The organism is Streptomyces sp. NPDC001717 (assembly GCF_042892775.1).
Classification (GTDB): domain Bacteria; phylum Actinomycetota; class Actinomycetes; order Streptomycetales; family Streptomycetaceae; genus Streptomyces.
This window is the reverse complement of sequence record NZ_JBIAUK010000003.1, coordinates 155,330-171,258: the sequence shown is the minus strand read 5'-3', so window position 1 is coordinate 171,258 and position 15,929 is coordinate 155,330. Positions and strand designations below refer to the sequence as shown.

At 73.8% G+C, this 15,929-nt stretch carries 14 protein-coding genes, 1 pseudogene and 1 riboswitch; of the genes and pseudogenes, 7 read left to right on the top strand and 8 right to left on the bottom strand.

What is annotated here, in order from left to right:
* Nucleotides 1-257 precede the first annotated feature (257 nt).
* Nucleotides 258-1,682 (top strand): NAD(P)/FAD-dependent oxidoreductase, encoded by a 1,425-nt coding sequence (locus ACFYZL_RS08120; protein ID WP_388677147.1) that lies wholly within the window; start codon nucleotides 258-260, stop codon nucleotides 1,680-1,682.
* Nucleotides 1,683-1,824: 142 nt separating this feature from the next.
* Here ACFYZL_RS08120 and ACFYZL_RS08115 read toward each other — a convergent pair whose 3' ends face one another.
* A complete protein-coding gene (locus tag ACFYZL_RS08115; protein ID WP_384755218.1) occupies nucleotides 1,825-2,670 on the bottom strand; it encodes a bifunctional 5,10-methylenetetrahydrofolate dehydrogenase/5,10-methenyltetrahydrofolate cyclohydrolase in 846 nt (281 codons plus the stop codon).
* Nucleotides 2,671-2,748: 78 nt separating this feature from the next.
* Nucleotides 2,749-2,842: riboswitch (ZMP/ZTP riboswitch) on the bottom strand.
* A 56-nt stretch (nucleotides 2,843-2,898) separates the two neighbouring features.
* On the opposite strand from ACFYZL_RS08115, the gene ACFYZL_RS08110 reads away from it, so the two are divergent.
* Nucleotides 2,899-3,660 carry a methyltransferase domain-containing protein gene (locus tag ACFYZL_RS08110; RefSeq protein WP_384755211.1) on the top strand — a complete coding sequence of 254 codons (762 nt, stop codon included), beginning with the start codon at nucleotides 2,899-2,901 and terminating at the stop codon, nucleotides 3,658-3,660.
* A gap of 213 nt (nucleotides 3,661-3,873) precedes the next feature.
* A complete protein-coding gene (locus tag ACFYZL_RS08105) occupies nucleotides 3,874-5,466 on the top strand; it encodes an RNA polymerase sigma factor (RefSeq protein WP_384755209.1) in 1,593 nt (530 codons plus the stop codon).
* 126 nt (nucleotides 5,467-5,592) lie between these two features.
* Here ACFYZL_RS08105 and ACFYZL_RS08100 read toward each other — a convergent pair.
* Nucleotides 5,593-5,988, bottom strand: a pseudogene (locus tag ACFYZL_RS08100) (hypothetical protein); the annotation flags it as partial.
* 155 nt (nucleotides 5,989-6,143) lie between these two features.
* Here ACFYZL_RS08100 and ACFYZL_RS08095 point away from each other — a divergent pair.
* A complete protein-coding gene (locus tag ACFYZL_RS08095) occupies nucleotides 6,144-6,863 on the top strand; it encodes a hypothetical protein (protein ID WP_384755208.1) in 720 nt (239 codons plus the stop codon).
* 123 nt (nucleotides 6,864-6,986) lie between these two features.
* Here ACFYZL_RS08095 and ACFYZL_RS08090 read toward each other — a convergent pair whose 3' ends face one another.
* From ACFYZL_RS08090 to ACFYZL_RS08080, 3 genes are all read right to left on the bottom strand, one after another.
* Nucleotides 6,987-7,436: an SRPBCC family protein gene (locus ACFYZL_RS08090; protein WP_384755205.1), complete on the bottom strand. Its 450-nt coding sequence runs from the start codon at nucleotides 7,434-7,436 to the stop codon at nucleotides 6,987-6,989.
* A gap of 33 nt (nucleotides 7,437-7,469) precedes the next feature.
* Nucleotides 7,470-9,512 carry a phage holin family protein gene (locus ACFYZL_RS08085; protein ID WP_384755216.1) on the bottom strand — a complete coding sequence of 681 codons (2,043 nt, stop codon included), beginning with the start codon at nucleotides 9,510-9,512 and terminating at the stop codon, nucleotides 7,470-7,472.
* A gap of 141 nt (nucleotides 9,513-9,653) precedes the next feature.
* Nucleotides 9,654-10,058: a hypothetical protein gene (locus ACFYZL_RS08080; protein ID WP_388677142.1), complete on the bottom strand. Its 405-nt coding sequence runs from the start codon at nucleotides 10,056-10,058 to the stop codon at nucleotides 9,654-9,656.
* 116 nt (nucleotides 10,059-10,174) lie between these two features.
* On the opposite strand from ACFYZL_RS08080, the gene ACFYZL_RS08075 reads away from it, so the two are divergent.
* A complete protein-coding gene (locus tag ACFYZL_RS08075) occupies nucleotides 10,175-10,951 on the top strand; it encodes an MBL fold metallo-hydrolase (RefSeq protein WP_384755200.1) in 777 nt (258 codons plus the stop codon).
* Nucleotides 10,952-10,962: 11 nt separating this feature from the next.
* The gene (locus ACFYZL_RS08070; protein WP_388677604.1) at nucleotides 10,963-11,583 is read left to right on the top strand and encodes a DedA family protein; all 621 of its coding nucleotides are present in this window, start codon (nucleotides 10,963-10,965) and stop codon (nucleotides 11,581-11,583) included.
* On the opposite strand, the gene ACFYZL_RS08065 is transcribed toward ACFYZL_RS08070, so the two are convergent.
* From ACFYZL_RS08065 to ACFYZL_RS08055, 3 genes are all read right to left on the bottom strand, one after another.
* A complete protein-coding gene (locus tag ACFYZL_RS08065) occupies nucleotides 11,531-12,865 on the bottom strand; it encodes an MBL fold metallo-hydrolase (RefSeq protein ID WP_384755197.1) in 1,335 nt (444 codons plus the stop codon). The two genes, ACFYZL_RS08070 and ACFYZL_RS08065, sit on opposite strands and share 53 nt — an antisense overlap.
* 55 nt (nucleotides 12,866-12,920) lie before the next feature.
* On the bottom strand, nucleotides 12,921-14,138 hold the full coding sequence (locus ACFYZL_RS08060) for an aminotransferase class I/II-fold pyridoxal phosphate-dependent enzyme (RefSeq protein WP_384755195.1): 1,218 nt from the start codon (nucleotides 14,136-14,138) through the stop codon (nucleotides 12,921-12,923).
* A gap of 123 nt (nucleotides 14,139-14,261) precedes the next feature.
* Entirely contained in the window at nucleotides 14,262-14,834 is a 573-nt protein-coding gene (locus ACFYZL_RS08055; protein WP_388677138.1) for a TIGR03086 family metal-binding protein, read from the bottom strand.
* A gap of 223 nt (nucleotides 14,835-15,057) precedes the next feature.
* Here ACFYZL_RS08055 and ACFYZL_RS08050 point away from each other — a divergent pair, with 223 nt between their 5' ends.
* Nucleotides 15,058-15,873, top strand: coding sequence for a class I SAM-dependent methyltransferase (locus ACFYZL_RS08050; RefSeq protein ID WP_384755189.1), 816 nt, complete (start codon nucleotides 15,058-15,060; stop codon nucleotides 15,871-15,873).
* Nucleotides 15,874-15,929: the final 56 nt, after the last annotated feature.

Sequence of the window (15,929 nt, the reverse complement as noted above, 5' to 3'; positions counted from 1 at the left end):
CGGCTCTGAGTGCGCAGCTCCGGAACCCGATGCCCCAACCTTGCCGCGCCGGCACGGCCGGGTCGATTACCTCCGAGGTCATGCCGGAGCGACGACCGCGACCCCGCGTGGACCTCAAGAACCAATGGGTTGCCGCTGGTTCGCCAGGGTGCGGCCGGATACGCTGCATCCGGCCCAGGCCACACGAGCGCTATGTCGACTTGTGGAGAATCGGCGCGTGGAGGGTCACCCACCGGCCCGACAGAGAGCGCGACACGATGACCCGTACCTCCCCGCCCCGCCACGCCGTCGTGATCGGCGGCAGCCTGGCCGGACTGCTCGCGGCCGCCGTCCTCGCCGAACACGCCGCGGTCACCGTGATCGACGCCGATCCGCTGCCCGAAGGCCCGGCGCCCCGGCGCGGTCTCCCGCAGGGCAGGCACACCCACCTCCTGTGGTCGGGCGGCGCCCGTGCCATAGAGGAGATCCTGCCGGGCATCACCGACGACTGGACTCGTGCGGGCGCCATCCGGCGCAGCCTGCCCACCGATCTGGTCACCATGACCGCGCAGGGCTGGATCCCCCGCGTCCCGGAGAAGCAGTTCAACATCTCCTGCAGCCGCGACCTCCTCGACTCGGTGGTGCGCGCCCGGGTCACCGCCCTGAAGGGGGTCACCACGCTCCTCCAGAGCCGGGTCCGGGGCCTGGAGGGTACGGCGTCCCGGGTCACCGGCGTCCGGGTCGACACCCCCGAGGAGGAGGGGCTGCTGCTGGCCGCCGACCTCGTGGTCGACGCGAGCGGGCGCGGCTCGCGCGCCCGGACCTGGCTGGACGCGCTGGGCGTGAGCGGCATACGGCAGTCGGAGGTCGACTCCGGTCTCGTCTACGCGACCCGGATCTTCGAAGCCCCCGCCGGAGCCCACGAGATGGGCTTCCCCATCGTCAACGTGCAGTCCGACCCCCGGGTGCCCGTCCCCGGGCAGACGGCCACCGTCGTGCCCATCGAGAACGGCCAGTGGCAGGCCACCCTCTCCGGGACCCGCGGCGGCCAGCCCACCGGGGACCCCGACGCGTTCATCCCCTTCGCCAAGGGCGTCAGGGACCCGATCGTCGGCGAACTCCTCGAAGGCAGGAAGCCCCTGACGGACGTCGCCGTCACCCAGGGGACCGCCAACCGCCGGATCTACTTCGAGAAGGCCGCCCTGCCCGACGGCTTCTTCGCCGTCGGCGACTCGGTGGCCACCTTCAACCCGCTGTACGGGCAGGGCATGACGGTCGCCGCCCAGGGGATCCTGGCCGTCCGCTCCCTGCTCCGCGGGAAGGGACTGGACCACCCCGGCTTCGGCCGTGCGGCGCAGCGCGCGATCGCCCCCCGGGTGGGCACCGCCTGGGAGCTCGCCACCACCCAGGACATGCTGTATCCCGGGGCCACCTCCACCGGGGTGAAGGAGGCCGCCGGGTCCGGCCCGATCGACCGGTACGTCGACCGGCTGATGAGGGGTGCCACCACCGACGAGGCGCTCGCGGCGGCCCTGTTCAACGTGATCACCATGAGCAGCGCGCCCACGCACTGGTTCACTCCGGCGATCGTCTGGCACGTCCTGCGCGCCTCGGACCGCGGCGCACCGCAGGCACCCCCGCTCAGCCCCGCGGAACTGGCCGTCGCCGGGCTCGGGCAGCCGGCGCCCGGACTGCGCCGCTGACGAGCCTCGGGCGGCGGGCGAAGATCCCGGGAAACGCCGACGCCCCGGGCCCGAAGGCCCGGGGCGTCCGTCGTACGGAGTACGCCGTACGACATCCCGCTCGGCAGGGGGTACCTCCCAGCCCCTGGGGCCGGGGGGAGGGTCAGAGCTCCGCGAGGTCCAGACCGGCCTGGGCGGCGGCCGCCCGGACGGTCTGCTCCAGCAGGACCGCGATGGTCATCGGGCCGACACCGCCGGGGACCGGGGTGATCAGCGAGGCGCGGGCGGCGGCCGACTCGAAGTGGACGTCGCCGACGTTGCCCTCGTTGTACCCGGCGTCCAGGACGACCGCGCCCGGCTTGATGTCCTCGCCCCGGATGAACTCGGCCTTGCCGACGGCGGCGACCAGCACGTCCGCCTGGCGCACGATCGAGGGGAGGTCCCGGGTGCGGGAGTGGCAGTAGGTGACGGTGGCGTTCTGCTCCAGCAGCAGCATCCCGGCCGGCTTGCCCAGGATCGCGCTGCGGCCGACGACCACGGCGTGCTTACCGGTCAGGTCCACGTCGTACTCCTCCAGCAGCCGCATGATGCCGCCGGGGGTGCAGGAGACGAAGCCGGGCAGTCCGAAGCCCATGGCGGCGAAGGAGTGCATGGTGACCCCGTCGACGTCCTTGCCGGGGGCGATGGCCTCGAAGGCGGCGCGCTCGTCGATGTGGTGCGGGACGGGGTGCTGGAGCAGGATGCCGCTGATCTCCGGGTCCTCGGAGAGCGCGGTGATCGCGGCGACGAGTTCCTCGGTGGTGGTCTCGGCCGGCAGCTCCACGTGGCGGGAGGTGATCCCGGCCTTGGCGCAACGGTTCTGCTTCATGCGGACGTAGGTCACGGAGGCGGGGTCCTCGCCGACCAGCACGGTCGCGAGGCAGGGCGCGGTGCCGGTGCGCTCGGTGATCTTCGCCGCGAGGGCGGCCGTCTGCTCCGAGATGCGGCGGGCGAGGGCCGTGCCGTCCATCAGCCGGGCAGTGGCGGTGGTGGTGTCGGTGGCAGTCTGGGCAGTCGTCACGGGGTCTCCTGAACGTCGCTGCGGATCGCGGTTCGCCCAGGCGCGCGGCAGACGACGTACCGGAGTACGCCGGGCCGCTCCCCGGTGGTGATCCACCCGAACGCCAGTCACGGCCCGCGACCACTGTAGTCGACATATCCGGTGGTCCACCGGCGCCCGGCCTGCGAGGATCGGGGCATGACGCGCACTTTCGACCATCTTGTCGCGGAAGCCGAGTCGGTCTCCGTGGACGGCTGGGACTTCTCCTGGCTCGACGGCCGGGCCACCGAGCAGCGGCCCTCCTGGGGGTACCAGGGGCTGCTGCGGGAGCGTCTGGCCGGAGTCCGATCCGCCCTGGACATCCAGACGGGCGGGGGCGAGGTTCTCGCCGGGGCCGCCCCGCTGCCCCCGCTGACGGCGGCCACCGAGTCCTGGCCGCCCAACATCGACAGGGCGACCCGGCTGCTGCACCCGCTCGGCGCGGTCGTGGTGGCGGACGCCGACGAGCCGCCGCTGCCCTTCGGCGACGAGGCCTTCGAGCTCGTCGCCAGCCGACATCCGGTGACCATCTGGTGGGAGGAGATCGCGCGGGTCCTGACCCCCGGCGGCACCTATCTGTCCCAGCAGGTCGGGCCGTCGAGCGTCTTCGAGCTCGTCGAGTACTTCCTGGGCCCCCAGCCGGAGGAGGTCCGGCGGGCCCGCCATCCCGACGACGCCGTGACCGACGCCACGAAGGCCGGCCTGGAGGTCGTCGACCTGCGCTCCGAACGGCTCCGTACGGAGTTCCACGACATCGGAGCGGTGATCTACTTCCTCAGGAAGGTGATCTGGATGGTGCCCGGCTTCACGGTGGGGCAGTACCGGGACCGGTTGCTCGAACTGCACGAACGGATCGAGCGCGACGGCCCGTTCGTCGCACATACCGCCCGTTTCCTCATTGAAGCTCGCAAAACGGACTGACGGCGGGGGTGGACGGAAACGCGGCCGAGAGGTTGCCCGTCCACAGCGTGGCGCAGGTCACTCAATTCAGCGCGTAACGAATCGAGTCGAGCGTGCGATGAACCGACAGGTGTCCTCGCGCGGCCCGGAATACAGACCCCTTCGGGTCTGTTTCCCAAGTTCGCGCGATGATGTCCCGCCGATCCCTTATCTGCTCGCAACGAGAGGCTCCTTGTGTCGCTCAGCCCGTCCCGTACGTTCCCTCCGGAGATCGCCGAATCGGAGGCCCTCGTCGCGCTCGTCGAGCGCGGCCGCGAGCAGGGTCACATCAACGGTGACGACGTGCGCCAGGCCTTCGAGGCCGGCCGCATCCCGGTGGACCAGTGGAAGCGGGTCCTGCGCAGCCTGAACCAGGTCCTGGACGAGGAGGGCGTCGCCCTCCACGTCAGCGCCGCCCCCGCCACGAAGGCCGCCGCCAAGAAGCCCCGCAAGGCGGCTGCCGCCCCGGCCCGTACCGTGACCAAGAAGGCCGCCGCCCCGCCGCGCCCCATCGGCGCGCGCAAGACGGCCGCCACCAGCACCCCGGCCACGGCCTCGGCGATATCCGCCACTCCGGCCGCTGCCGCCCCCTCCGACGAGGTGACGTCCGACACGGTCGCCGCCGAGCCGAAGAAGCGCACGGTCAAGAAGACCGCCGCGAAGAAGACCGCGGTCAAGAAGACCGCGGCCGCGAAGAAGACCAGTGCCAAGGACGCCGACGAGGGTGAGAACCCGGTCGTCGAGGGCGAGGACTGGGCAGCCGAGGACCTCGTCGACGAGCCCGAGGAGGAGGCCCCCAAGGCCGGCGGCGGCCAGGGCTTCGTCCTGTCCGACGACGACGAGGACGACGCCCCGGCGCAGACGGTCATGGTCGCGGGTGCCACCGCCGACCCGGTCAAGGACTACCTCAAGCTCATCGGCAAGGTGCCGCTCCTCAACGCCGAGCAGGAGGTCGAGCTCGCCAAGCGCATCGAGGCGGGCCTGTTCTCCGAGTACAAGCTCGAAGAGGAGGAGGACCACAAGCCCGCCTTCAAGCGCGAGCTGGAGATCCTGGTCGAGGACGGCCGCCGGGCCAAGAACCACCTGCTGGAGGCCAACCTCCGTCTCGTGGTCTCGCTGGCCAAGCGCTACACGGGCCGCGGCATGCTCTTCCTGGACCTGATCCAGGAGGGCAACGTCGGCCTGATCCGCGCCGTGGAGAAGTTCGACTACACCAAGGGCTTCAAGTTCTCCACGTACGCGACCTGGTGGATCCGGCAGGCGATCACGCGTGCCATGGCCGACCAGTCGCGCACGATCCGCATCCCCGTGCACATGGTCGAGATCATCAACAAGCTCGCCCGCGTGCAGCGCCAGATGCTCCAGGACCTGGGCCGCGAGCCCACCCCGGAGGAGCTGGGCAAGGAACTCGACATGACCCCGGAGAAGGTCATCGAGGTCCAGAAGTACGGCCGCGAGCCGATCTCCCTGCACACCCCGCTGGGTGAGGAGGGCGACAGCGAGTTCGGTGACCTCATCGAGGACTCCGAGGCGGTCGTGCCGGCCGACGCGGTGTCCTTCACCTTCCTCCAGGAGCAGCTCCAGTCGATCCTGGGCACGCTCTCGGAGCGCGAGGCGGGCGTGGTCTCCATGCGTTACGGCCTCAACGACGGCCAGCCGAAGACGCTGGACGAGATCGGTCGCGTGTACGGGGTCACCCGTGAGCGCATCCGCCAGATCGAGTCCAAGACCATGTCGAAGCTGCGCCACCCGTCGCGTTCGCAGGTGCTGCGCGACTACCTGGACTGAGCCGGCCCCCGGCACACGACGCCCCCGCACCGCCTTCCGGCGGTGCGGGGGCGTCCGCGTTCTCCGGGTGCTCAGGTCAGTCGGAAGACCGGCCCCTTCGGGGTGAACGGCAGGGCGGCGCCCTCCGGGATCAGGTAGGCGTGCTCGCGGTGGGCGGCAGGTAGCCGGCGTCGTACGGGGCCGCGTCGCAGAAGACCACGCGGGCGCCCGGATCTCCTGGATCAGCCCGGCGGGCAGCAGCCCGCGCTCCTCGTTCACGTGCAGGTCGAAGCCCTGGACCAGGCCGCGTCGTAGACCTCCTCGACCGAGAGGTCCTTCAGCAGCGGGTCGTACAGCAGGCCCTCCGGCATGCTGCCGATCCCCATCTCCACCAGCCGGCCGTTGACGACGTGGTCGGCGGCGACGTTGTGGAGGTAGGGGGTCCCGGGCGCCGCGGCGCTCTCCGTGGCGCAGGGCGGCCTGCAGCATCTCGTGCGCCAGGACGAACCGCCACTCCTCGTCGTCGAGGCTGCGCAGCGGGTCACCAACTGTTGATTCGGTTTCTGTTCGATGAGCGGGCGTCCCTACGCCGGGCCACCGCGAAGATCGGGAAGCGTCTGGCGGTGCCCTGCGGAGAGCGCGTGGGTGGGGTGCGCGGGTACACGGGCCAGGCTGAGCGTGCGCAGAAGCAGTGCCGGTTGCAGGTGCTGACCACACGCCTGGCCGAGGTGGAGCGGCGGATCGAGGCCGAGCATCCGGCGATCGTCGTCGGTGGCCGTCGGCTGGCGAAGGTGCGGCACCACCTCGCCGATGCCGGTCTCACCGAGACCGGCTGGCGGGAGCGTCGGGACTCGGCTCGCATGTTCCTGACCGCGGACGGTGAGTCCGGCGCGCCGCACGGAAACTACACGATCAGCGTGGACCCGGCCGACGGGAAGATCACAATCGTCCTGCCCGAACCGCTGCGGCACCTGGCAAACGCACCGCGTGGCCGCTACCGCCTCGCCTGCACCGTCACATGCAGCCACCGCGGCGATCGGTGGCTGGACCGTGCCACAGCCAACAAGTCGGTGCGCTACGACATCACCCACGACCCGGTGCGTGGCCGCTGGTACCTGGACGCTTCCTGGTCCACCGACAGGACCGTGCCGCCCACGCCCGCCGAGCCGGCCGCGGCGGGTGTGCGGCTGCTGGCCGTGGATCTCAACGCGGACCACTTCGCCTCTTGGTGGTCGCGGTCGATCCGGCCTACACCTCACGCTGGGGCGGCCGACACTGGCAGGCCCCCCTCCAGCAGCAATCGAAGACCACCGTCACCCGGCATCACGGTGCCTCCCGCGCCCGAGGGCGCGCGGGACCGCGAGCCCACCCAGGACGGCGAGCGCGCCAAACCAAGGCGGCAAGATGGGCGGGGGTGACGGCGACGGCGGCCCGCACGAAAGCGGTGTTCTCAGGATGGTCGGGCCGGGTTGCGTGGTGCGGCCGGTGTGATCGCACCACGCGCCCGGGAGCATCGGGTTTTCCGCCCCGCCGATCACCGCTCAGGCGGCCGTGTGCTCCAGGAGGTGCTTCAGCTTCTCCTCGCTGCGCGGCATCTCCTTGCGGACCATCGGCTTGACCGCGAGGGGGACGAGGGCCCGGCCCAGGCCGTGCCCCTCGAAGTCGACGGACAGGGTGACGCGGGACCTCGCGCCGCCGTCGAGGGGTTCGATGGTTCCCTGGATCTCCGGCCGCACCGGCCCCTCGATGCCGTGGAGGTGCCAGCTGCGCGGCCGGTCGAGCTCGGTGAATTCCATCTTCGTGGGGATCCGGCGCTTGCCGACCTTGCGGGTGACGACGACCTGCGAACCGACGTGGACGGGCAGATCACCCATCGGGACGGCGGAGACGGCGCTGTCCTGCCACTCCGGCAAATGGGTCGGGTCCGTGACGTAGGCGAAGACCTCGTCCGGACTGCGGGAGATGTCGATGGTGTTGCTGATCGCTGACATGGCGACCCCCTGGAATCCCCCCTGACCGGCCTCTCATTCCAAACTACCCCCCAGGCCCAGGGGGATCTGCGGACCGTCCCGTTCCGCGTCGCGGAGCCAGCCGCGCAGGACCTTGTGCACCGATTCCGCCCCGACCAGCCCGGTCGGCGGCTCGGCCAGCTCCCGCGGCCACATCAGGAACGGGTGCCCCTGCTCCCCGCCCAGGCCTCCGTGGGAGCCGATCTGCTCCTCGAAGGCGTGCACCGCGCCGGTGACCGGGTCGTACGTCGAGTTCACCATGATGTCGGGCACGTGCGGGAAGGCGTCGGTCCGTCGGACCGCCTCCGCCGCGCCGGGGCCGAAGGGGGCCAGCAGTTCCTCCGCCTCGCCGGGGACGTCCAGCCTGGCCTCGGCTCCGCCGGGGCCCAGGAGGACCCCGTCCACCAGCAGGAAGCCGACCCCGGGGTGGTTCGCCAGGGTGGACAGCAGGGCCGGGTGGGCCCGCTCGACGAGCCGGCGCGTGGCACGGCCCGGGACGTCGGGGAAGGAGATCAGCCCGAGGTTCCCGGAGGCGAGCACCACCGGGTCGGAGCCCGGCTCGGGGAGGGTCTCCTCGCCCGTCTCCACCGGCCGGTGCAGGGCGGTCCGGACGGCGGCGCGGGCCTCGGCCCCGCTGCGGGTGCGGCCGGCCCGGCGGGAGACGGGCAGCCCGCAGCCGGCCCGGACGAGGTCCTTGAGCGTGAGCCCGTAGCGGCCCAGGAAGGTCTCCCCCGGGCTCTGTCCGTGGTCGGAGAGGAGCACGATCCGGTACTCGCGCGGCGCGTGCTCGGCGACCCGGGCGATCAGCGCGACGCTCCGGTCCAGGCGCTCCAGGACCCGGTCGGCGTCCCGGCCGTGCGGGCCCGAGTGGTGGGCGACCTCGTCGTAGGCGACCAGGTCCGCGTAGATCGCGGCGCGGCCGGCCAGCATGTCGCCGATCACCGCCGCCACGACCACGTCCCGTTCGACCACGGTCGCGAAGGCCCGGATCAGCGGGTACAGCCCGCCGCGCGACACCCTCGGGGTCTCCCGGCGCAGCCGGGCCCGTGTCGACTGGCCGACCTCCCGGGCCACTTCGGCGACGAAGGACACCGCGGTGCGGACGGCGTTGGCCGGATCGGAGAAGTACGCGAAGTAGCCCGCGCGGGAGCGGTTCGCCCGTCCGCGCCGGGCCGACACGGACAGGACGAGCGCCAGTTGGTCGGCGCCGCCGCTGAACAGGTTGCCCCGGCTCGCCCCGTCGCGCGTGAGGAGTCCGGCGTCGCCGGTGCGCACGATCGCGCGCCGCTGGAGTTCGGCGGCGCTGGTGGGCCGGTTGCAGACGACCACCTCGCCGGTGTCCTTCTCGTACCAGCGGAAGGCGGGCACGTCGAAGTTGGAGCCGTGCAGGATGCCGAGCTGGCTGGCGCCGGTCTGGCTCGACCAGTCCGTGCGCCAGGAGACGAGACGGTGGCCGCGCTCCAGCCACCCCGCGACCGTGGGCATCGACCCGCCGTCCGCCGCGCGGCGCAGCGCCTCGTACCCGAGGCCGTCGAGCTGGAGGAAGAGCAGCCCGGGACCGGCCCCGTCGGCGCCCGGCCCGCCAGGGGCGCGGAGTCGGCGATGGCGCCGGTCGGCGAGCCGGTAGAGCCGTCTGCGGTACGCCTCGTCGTCGCGCACGGCGAGTGCGGTGGAGGTGGCCGAGGCGACCGCGGACATCACCGCGGCCACGACCACCGCGGTGTCGGGTTCCACCTGGCCGCGCCCGGACGGGATCAGGCGCAGCGCCATGAGGAGCAGCGAGCCGTTGAGGGAGAAGACGAGCAGTCCGAGGACCAGCGCGGGCAGGATCAGCAGGGCTCGGACGAGCAGGGGCCAGACGAGGGCGCTCAGCAGGCCGAAGGCGCCCGCTCCCCAGGCGGCGGTCAGGGCGATCTGCGTGATGCTGTCGCCGTCGCCGGACTGGAGCCTGAAGTCCGGCAGGACGCCTGCCAGGGCGAGCATGGTCAGAGTGGACACCGCCCATACGAGGACCACCCGCACCAGGGCGCCGCCCGCGGCCCGCCATCGTCCTCGCATCACGCCGCAACCTCCCGCGAGCCCCGTCCCGCCTCCAGGCTCGCACAGGCCGGCTCACCCGGCCGGCGACACGGAATGCGGGGCGGGCGCGGGCGGTCGGGCGCGGGCGGTCGGGGTCGTGTGGGCGCGGGCGGTCGCGGTTCAGGTGCCGTCGTAGCCCGCCGGCGGCATGGACAGCCGGCGGTGCACCTCGGCCTTCATCGCGGGCGTGTACCGCGGTTCGTCGTGCCCGGCGGTCTCCAGCCGTACACCGCGCCGCGCGCACTCGGCGCTGAACTCCTCCACGGAGCGCAGTGCGCGGGCCAGCACCCGGTGGTTGGCGGCGACGAACAGGTCGACCTGACCGGCGTCGACGTCGGACCACAGCCCGCAGTGGTCGGCGCGCAGCCCGTAGACGAGCAGTTGCCTCGTCACGACGTAGCCCCGGGCCGCGGCCCAGCGGGCGCACATGGCCTGCTGGCTGCGGGTGTCCACGGCGAAGGGGTCGGCGTCCAGGTCTTCGAGCGGGGCCAGGCTGGAGATAGCGGCCACGCGCAGCTCATCCATGTCGCCCGACCCTACTCCGATCCGCCGCCGGGGAGGAGGGGGCGGAGAACTCCGGTTCCGGGCGGATCCGCGGGGCACGGCTTAGGCTCGTGGGACGGGCGAGGGAGGGAGGCCGGGTGCCTGTGGAGATCACCTGGTGGGGGCATGCCACCTGCACGGTCGAGGACTCCGGGGTCCGGATCCTGACGGATCCGTTGTTCGCGCGGCGCCTGGCCCATCTTCGGCGACGTGCCGGGGCGGTGCCCCCGCCGGAGGCGGCGGTGGCCGACGTGGTGCTCGTCTCGCACCTGCACTCCGACCACCTGCACCTGCCCTCGCTGGCCCGGCTCCGGCCCGGGACCCGGCTGGTCGTGCCGCGCGGGGCGCGGCGGGCGGTGCCGGGGCTGGCGCGGACGGCCGGGCGGGTCGGGCTGCGGGTGACGGAGGTCGTCCCTGGCGAGGTGGTCGACGTACGGGACGGGGTGCGGGTGCGGGCCGTGAGCGCGCGGCACGACGGGCGGCGGCTGCCGTTCGGACCGCACCGTGCGCGGGCCCTCGGGTACGTGGTCCAGGGCGCGGCCCGGACGTACTTCGCCGGGGACACAGGGCTGTTCGACACGATGGCCGAGGAGGTCGGGCCGGTGGACGTGGCCCTGCTGCCGGTGGGCGGCTGGGGACCGTACCTCGGTCCGGGGCACCTGGACGCGGGGCGGGCGGCGCGGGCGCTGGCGGAGCTGGCCCCGGCGGCGGCGGTGCCGGTGCACTACGGGACGTACTGGCCGATCGGGATGGACGCGGTGCGGCCGCACGAGTTCCACGCCCCGGGCGGGGAGTTCGTGCGCCTGGCGGGGCGGCTCGCGCCGGAGGTGACGGTGCGGCTGCCCGGCCACGGGGAGCGGGTGCGGCTGCCGTGACCTGGGGGGAGATGGCGGTGGCGGCCGGGCAGATACCGCAGGAGAGCACCCAGCAGGTGGTCGGGTACCCGGCGTTGTTCGTACTGGTGGCTCTGGGCGCGCTGGTGCCGGTGATCCCGACCGGGGCGCTGGTGAGTTCGGCGGCGGTCGTGGTGTTCCATCAGGAGTCCTTGCCCTACGGGGTGTTGCTGGTGATCGGGGTGGCGGCGCTGGCCGCCTTCACCGGGGACGTGGCGCTGTACTGGCTCGGGCATCGCGGGGTGCGTTCCCGGGGCGGCTCGCGGTGGCTGGAGCGGCTGCGCGGGCGGGCCGCCCCGGAGCGGCTGGACCAGGCGCGGACGCGGCTCGACGAGCACGGGGTGCTGGTCCTGGTGCTGTCCCGGCTGGTCCCGGCGGGCCGTATCCCCGTGATGTTGGCGTGCCTGCTGGCCGGGTTCCCGCTGCGCCGCTTCGCCCGCGGCGACGGCCCGGCGTGCCTCGCCTGGGCGGCCACGTACGGGCTGATCGGCATCCTGGGCGGCTCCCTGTTCGCCGAGCCGTGGAAGGGCGTGGCGTTGGCGGTCGCCCTGACCCTGCTGATCAGTACGGGTCCGGCGGTGTGGCGGCGGGTGCGCGGCGGGCCGGCCCGGTGACGTCCCCCGGGCCGAGGGTGCGGGAGGCCCCGATCGGGAGGTCCCAGAGGTGCTCGCGGGGGAGGCCGGCGCGGGCCCAGGCGGTACGGACGCGGTGCAGGGGCTCCATGACCGGTTCGGCGGACAGGACGAAGGTGCCCCAGTGCATGGGGGCCATCCGGCGGGCTCCGAGGTCGACGCAGGCCCGTACGGCCTCCTCCGGGTCGGCGTGCACGTCGCTGAGCCACCAGCGCGGGGCGTAGGCCCCGATCGGCAGCATGGCGAGGTCGATGCCGGGGTGGCGGCGGCCGATCTCCTCGAACCAGTGCCCGTAGCCGGTGTCGCCCGCGAAGTAGACCTTCCGGGGGGCGGGGCCGTCGGTCTCCGTGAGGATCCAGCCACCCCACAGGGAACGGCAGGTGTCGATCAGCGAGCGCTTCGACCAGTGGTGGGCCGGGACGAACTCGAAGCGTACGCCGCCCAGTTCGGCCGACTCCCACCAGTCGAGCTCGGTGACCCTGGTGAAGCCGCGGCGGCGGAACCAGCGGGCGAGGCCGGCCGGGACGAAGAAGGCGGTGTGCCGGGGCAGCCGCTTGATGGTCGGGGCGTCGAGGTGGTCGTAGTGGTTGTGGCTGATCACCACGGCGTCGACCGGGGGCAGGTCGTCCCAGCGCACGCCGACGGGGGTCATCCGGGACGGCGTGCCGAGGATGCGGCGTGACCAGACGGGATCGGTCAGCACGGTCAGCCCGCCGGTGCGCAGCACCCAGCTGGCGTGCCCGGCCCAGGTGACGCAGACCGTGCCGGGTTCCGCGGCGGGCAGCGGGGCCGGTTCGAACGGGAGGTCGGGGATGCCGCGCAGCCCGTCGGGGCCGGGCCGGAAGGCGCCCTCCCGGGCGAGCCGGGCGAAGGCGCGCACGCCGGGGAGCGGGGTGGTCAGCCGGTCGGCGAACGAGGCGGGCCACCGCCGGTGCTCCCCGAGCGGCCTCGGCCGCGCGGGGCCGCCGTGGTGCGGGGCGGGCTGCTCCGGCGGGGCCTCGGGCGGGGCGGGCGGAGGCGTGGGCACGGCGGGCAGAGACCCGGGCAGGGCATGCGGGGGCACGGGCAGGGCCGCGGGCGCGGGGGGCGGAGGCGTGGCGGTCGAAGGCGCGGAGGGCGCTGCCGCCGGCGTGGGCGGGACACCGGGCGGGGCGGGCGGGGCGGCCTTCGGGGCGGGGGCCGGCGGATGCGGGGCGGCGGGGGGCCGGCCCGGACCGGGGGCTGTGGCGGGCGCTGTGGCGGGGGCTTCCGTGCGGTCCCTCATCGAGAAGTCTCCGTTCACCGGGTCGCGTCGGTCGGTCGGCGGGCTGAAGAGCGGGTCAGGCCAGCCCCGCCAGGACCGATCCCAGGAGGTCCAGGGAGCGGCGTACGTACGGCAGCGCGAGCGGGTCGCGGGCGGTGAGCGCGGCCAGCCGTTCCTCGGGGGTGGCTCCGAGCAGCGGCCCGGTCGACAACCGCACGCGCAGCGCGCCGAGTTCGTCCGCGAAGCGCTGCCCGCCCGGCGTGGGCGCGCCCAGCCGGGCGCCGAGCCAGTCCTCCAGTTCCATCGCGTCGCCGACCCCGTGGCGGGCCAGTCCGGCGCGCAGCGGCGAGAGGTCGGCGTACAGGTGCCGCCCCGCCTCCGGCGGCCGGGCCAGGGCGCCGGCCTCCAGCAGCGTGCGGTGCGCGGCTGCGGCCACCGCGCCGTGCAGGGCGGCCGCCTTGTAGGCCCGCCCGGCGACGGCGTCGGGTTCGTCGAGGGCGTGCGCGGCCGCGCCGGCGACGGGGCCCGCGACGAGGGCGCCGGTGGCGGTGAGCACGTCGAGGGTGCGGGCGCGCAGCCAGGTGCCGCGCCCGGTGTCGGGGAAGCGGAGCACGGCCGCGGGCCAGCCGGCGGGCAGCAGCGCCCCGGACAGGTCGAGGAGGACGGCTGCCGCTTCGGGGAGCATCTCGGCGGGGCTGAGCACCAGCGTGTCGTACGGCCGGTGCACGGTGTCGCGCCAGCTCTCGTCGCTGACGACGAACAGCCCCGCGGTCTCGGCGGCCTCACAGGCCTCGCGCAGCATCTCGGGCGGCGGGACGGTGGCGGTCGGGTCGTCGGCGACGGAGAGCAGCAGCACCCGGGGGTCTCCGCCCTCCGCGCGCACCCGTCGTACGGTCTCCAGCAGCGCGTACGGGTCGGGTACGCCTCCGCACTCGGCAGGGGTCGGCACGTGGTAGGCCCGCCGTCCCAACAGCCGGACCTGCGGGGTCCACCAGGCGGGACACGGCCTCGGCAGCATCACGTCGCCGCCGAAGGCTCCGAGCAGGGCGAGCAGCAGGGCGGGCGCGCCGGGGCCGGCGGCCACGTTCTCCGGGACGGTGGCGAGCCCGCGGCGCCCCCAGTGCCGGCAGGCGGCCTCGCGCAGGGACTGACCGCCGCCGGGGGCCTCGGGGGCGGAGCGGCCGGCGGCCGAGGCGAGTACGGCGAGGAGCTCGGGCAGCACGGGGAGGCCCGGCTGTGGCGCGGGCGGGCCGTACCGGACCGGGCCACGGCCCTCCGCCGCCGTGCGCTGCATCCCCGCCACCGTTTCCCGCCTTCCGCGCCGACACCGCCCGTCTCACCCGACGCTGCCCTTTATACGATTATTCAAGCGAATATGCCTGTTATGGCGCTTCTCCCTTGCGGGCTCGGCGCCGTCTCAGCCCTTCCGCCCGAGCAGCGCGAGCAGCCTGGTCTGCGCGTCCGCCCCCGCCGGGACCTCCAGGGGCGCGGCGTACATGCCGCCGGCCGCGAGGCCGTCCGCGTACGGCATGACCTCCTTGATGGAGAACTCGACGAGGTCGTCCGGGAGCCGATCGTCGGCGGCGATGCCGCGGGAGAGGTCCCAGGTGTGCACGACGCAGTCGGCGGTCAGTTCGGAGCAGTAGGCCATGGCGAGCGCGGGCCCGTACGAGAGGCGCACGGTCCGCTCCAGCGCGCCGGGCGCGGCGAAGGCCGCGTGCGCGGCGGCGGAGGCCGTCTCCCAGGCCGCGACGGGGTCCTCGCCCAGCACGTCCCCGGAGAAGGCGTCGCCGATCTCCTCGACGGTACGACCCTCGGCGACGAGCGGCGGGATCCAGAGCTGCTCGCCCACGACGTGGTTGACCAGTGCCCGCACGTCCCAGTCGGTGCACGGGGTCGGCGCACCCCACTGACCGTCGCCGACCGCGCGCAGCCGCTCGCCGAAGAGCCGGAGCGCCTGGGCGTGGATCCCTAGCAGCGTCTCGGGCATGCCCCTCACCGCCTTCCACCGGGGTTCCCCGCGATTTCCGCGGTTCCCGCCATGGGGCCCACTCTCCTCGCACCCGCATTCCCCTGCCACCGGCCGGACCGATCCCCTTGCGGGACAGGACTCGCGTCCACATGTCAAAACACGTATCTCAAATGACGACATGATCCTTTACGGTGGGGCACACGCAGGCAGAACAGCAGCGCTTCGGGACGAGGAGTACGCGATGAACGCCCACGAGACCGCCGTCTACACCCACGGCCACCACGAGTCGGTCCTGCGCTCGCACCGCTGGCGCACCGCCGAGAACTCGGCGGCGTACCTGATCGGCGAGCTGCGGCCGGGCATGTCCGTACTGGACGTGGGCTGCGGGCCGGGCACCATCACCGCCGACCTGGCGGAGCTGGTCGCACCGGGCGGCAGCGTGACGGCGGTCGACGCGGCCGAGGACGTCGTCGAGCAGGCCCGCGCGTACGCACGGGAGCGCGGCGTCGCGGGCGTGCGGTTCGGCACGGCGGACGTGCACGCGCTGGACTTCCCGGACGACTCGTTCGACGTGGTCCACGCCCACCAGGTGCTGCAGCACGTGGGCGACCCGGTACAGGCGCTGCGCGAGATGCGGCGGGTGTGCCGGCCGGGCGGGATCGTGGCGGCCAGGGACGCCGACTACGCGGCGATGACCTGGTACCCGCAGGCGCCGGGTCTGGACGCGTGGCAGGACCTGTACCAGCGGGTGGCCCGGGCCAACGGCGGCGAACCGGACGCGGGGCGCAGGCTGCGGGCGTGGGCGCGGGCGGCGGGCTTCACGGAGGTGACCTCCGGCGCGACGAACTGGGTCTACTCGACCCCGGAGGAGACGGCCTGGTGGTCCTCCCTGTGGGCGGACCGCACGACGGCCTCGTCGTACGCGAGGATCGCCACCGGGGGCGGCCACGCCACGGCCGCCGAGCTGGCCGGGATCGCCGACGCCTGGCACGCCTGGGGCGCGGACCCCGACGCGTGGTTCATGGTCCCGAACGGCGAGGTCCTGTGCCGGGCCTGACCCCGCACCGGCGGACACGGTGCGAGGGGTGCTGATCGATTGATATAGCGTGCGCA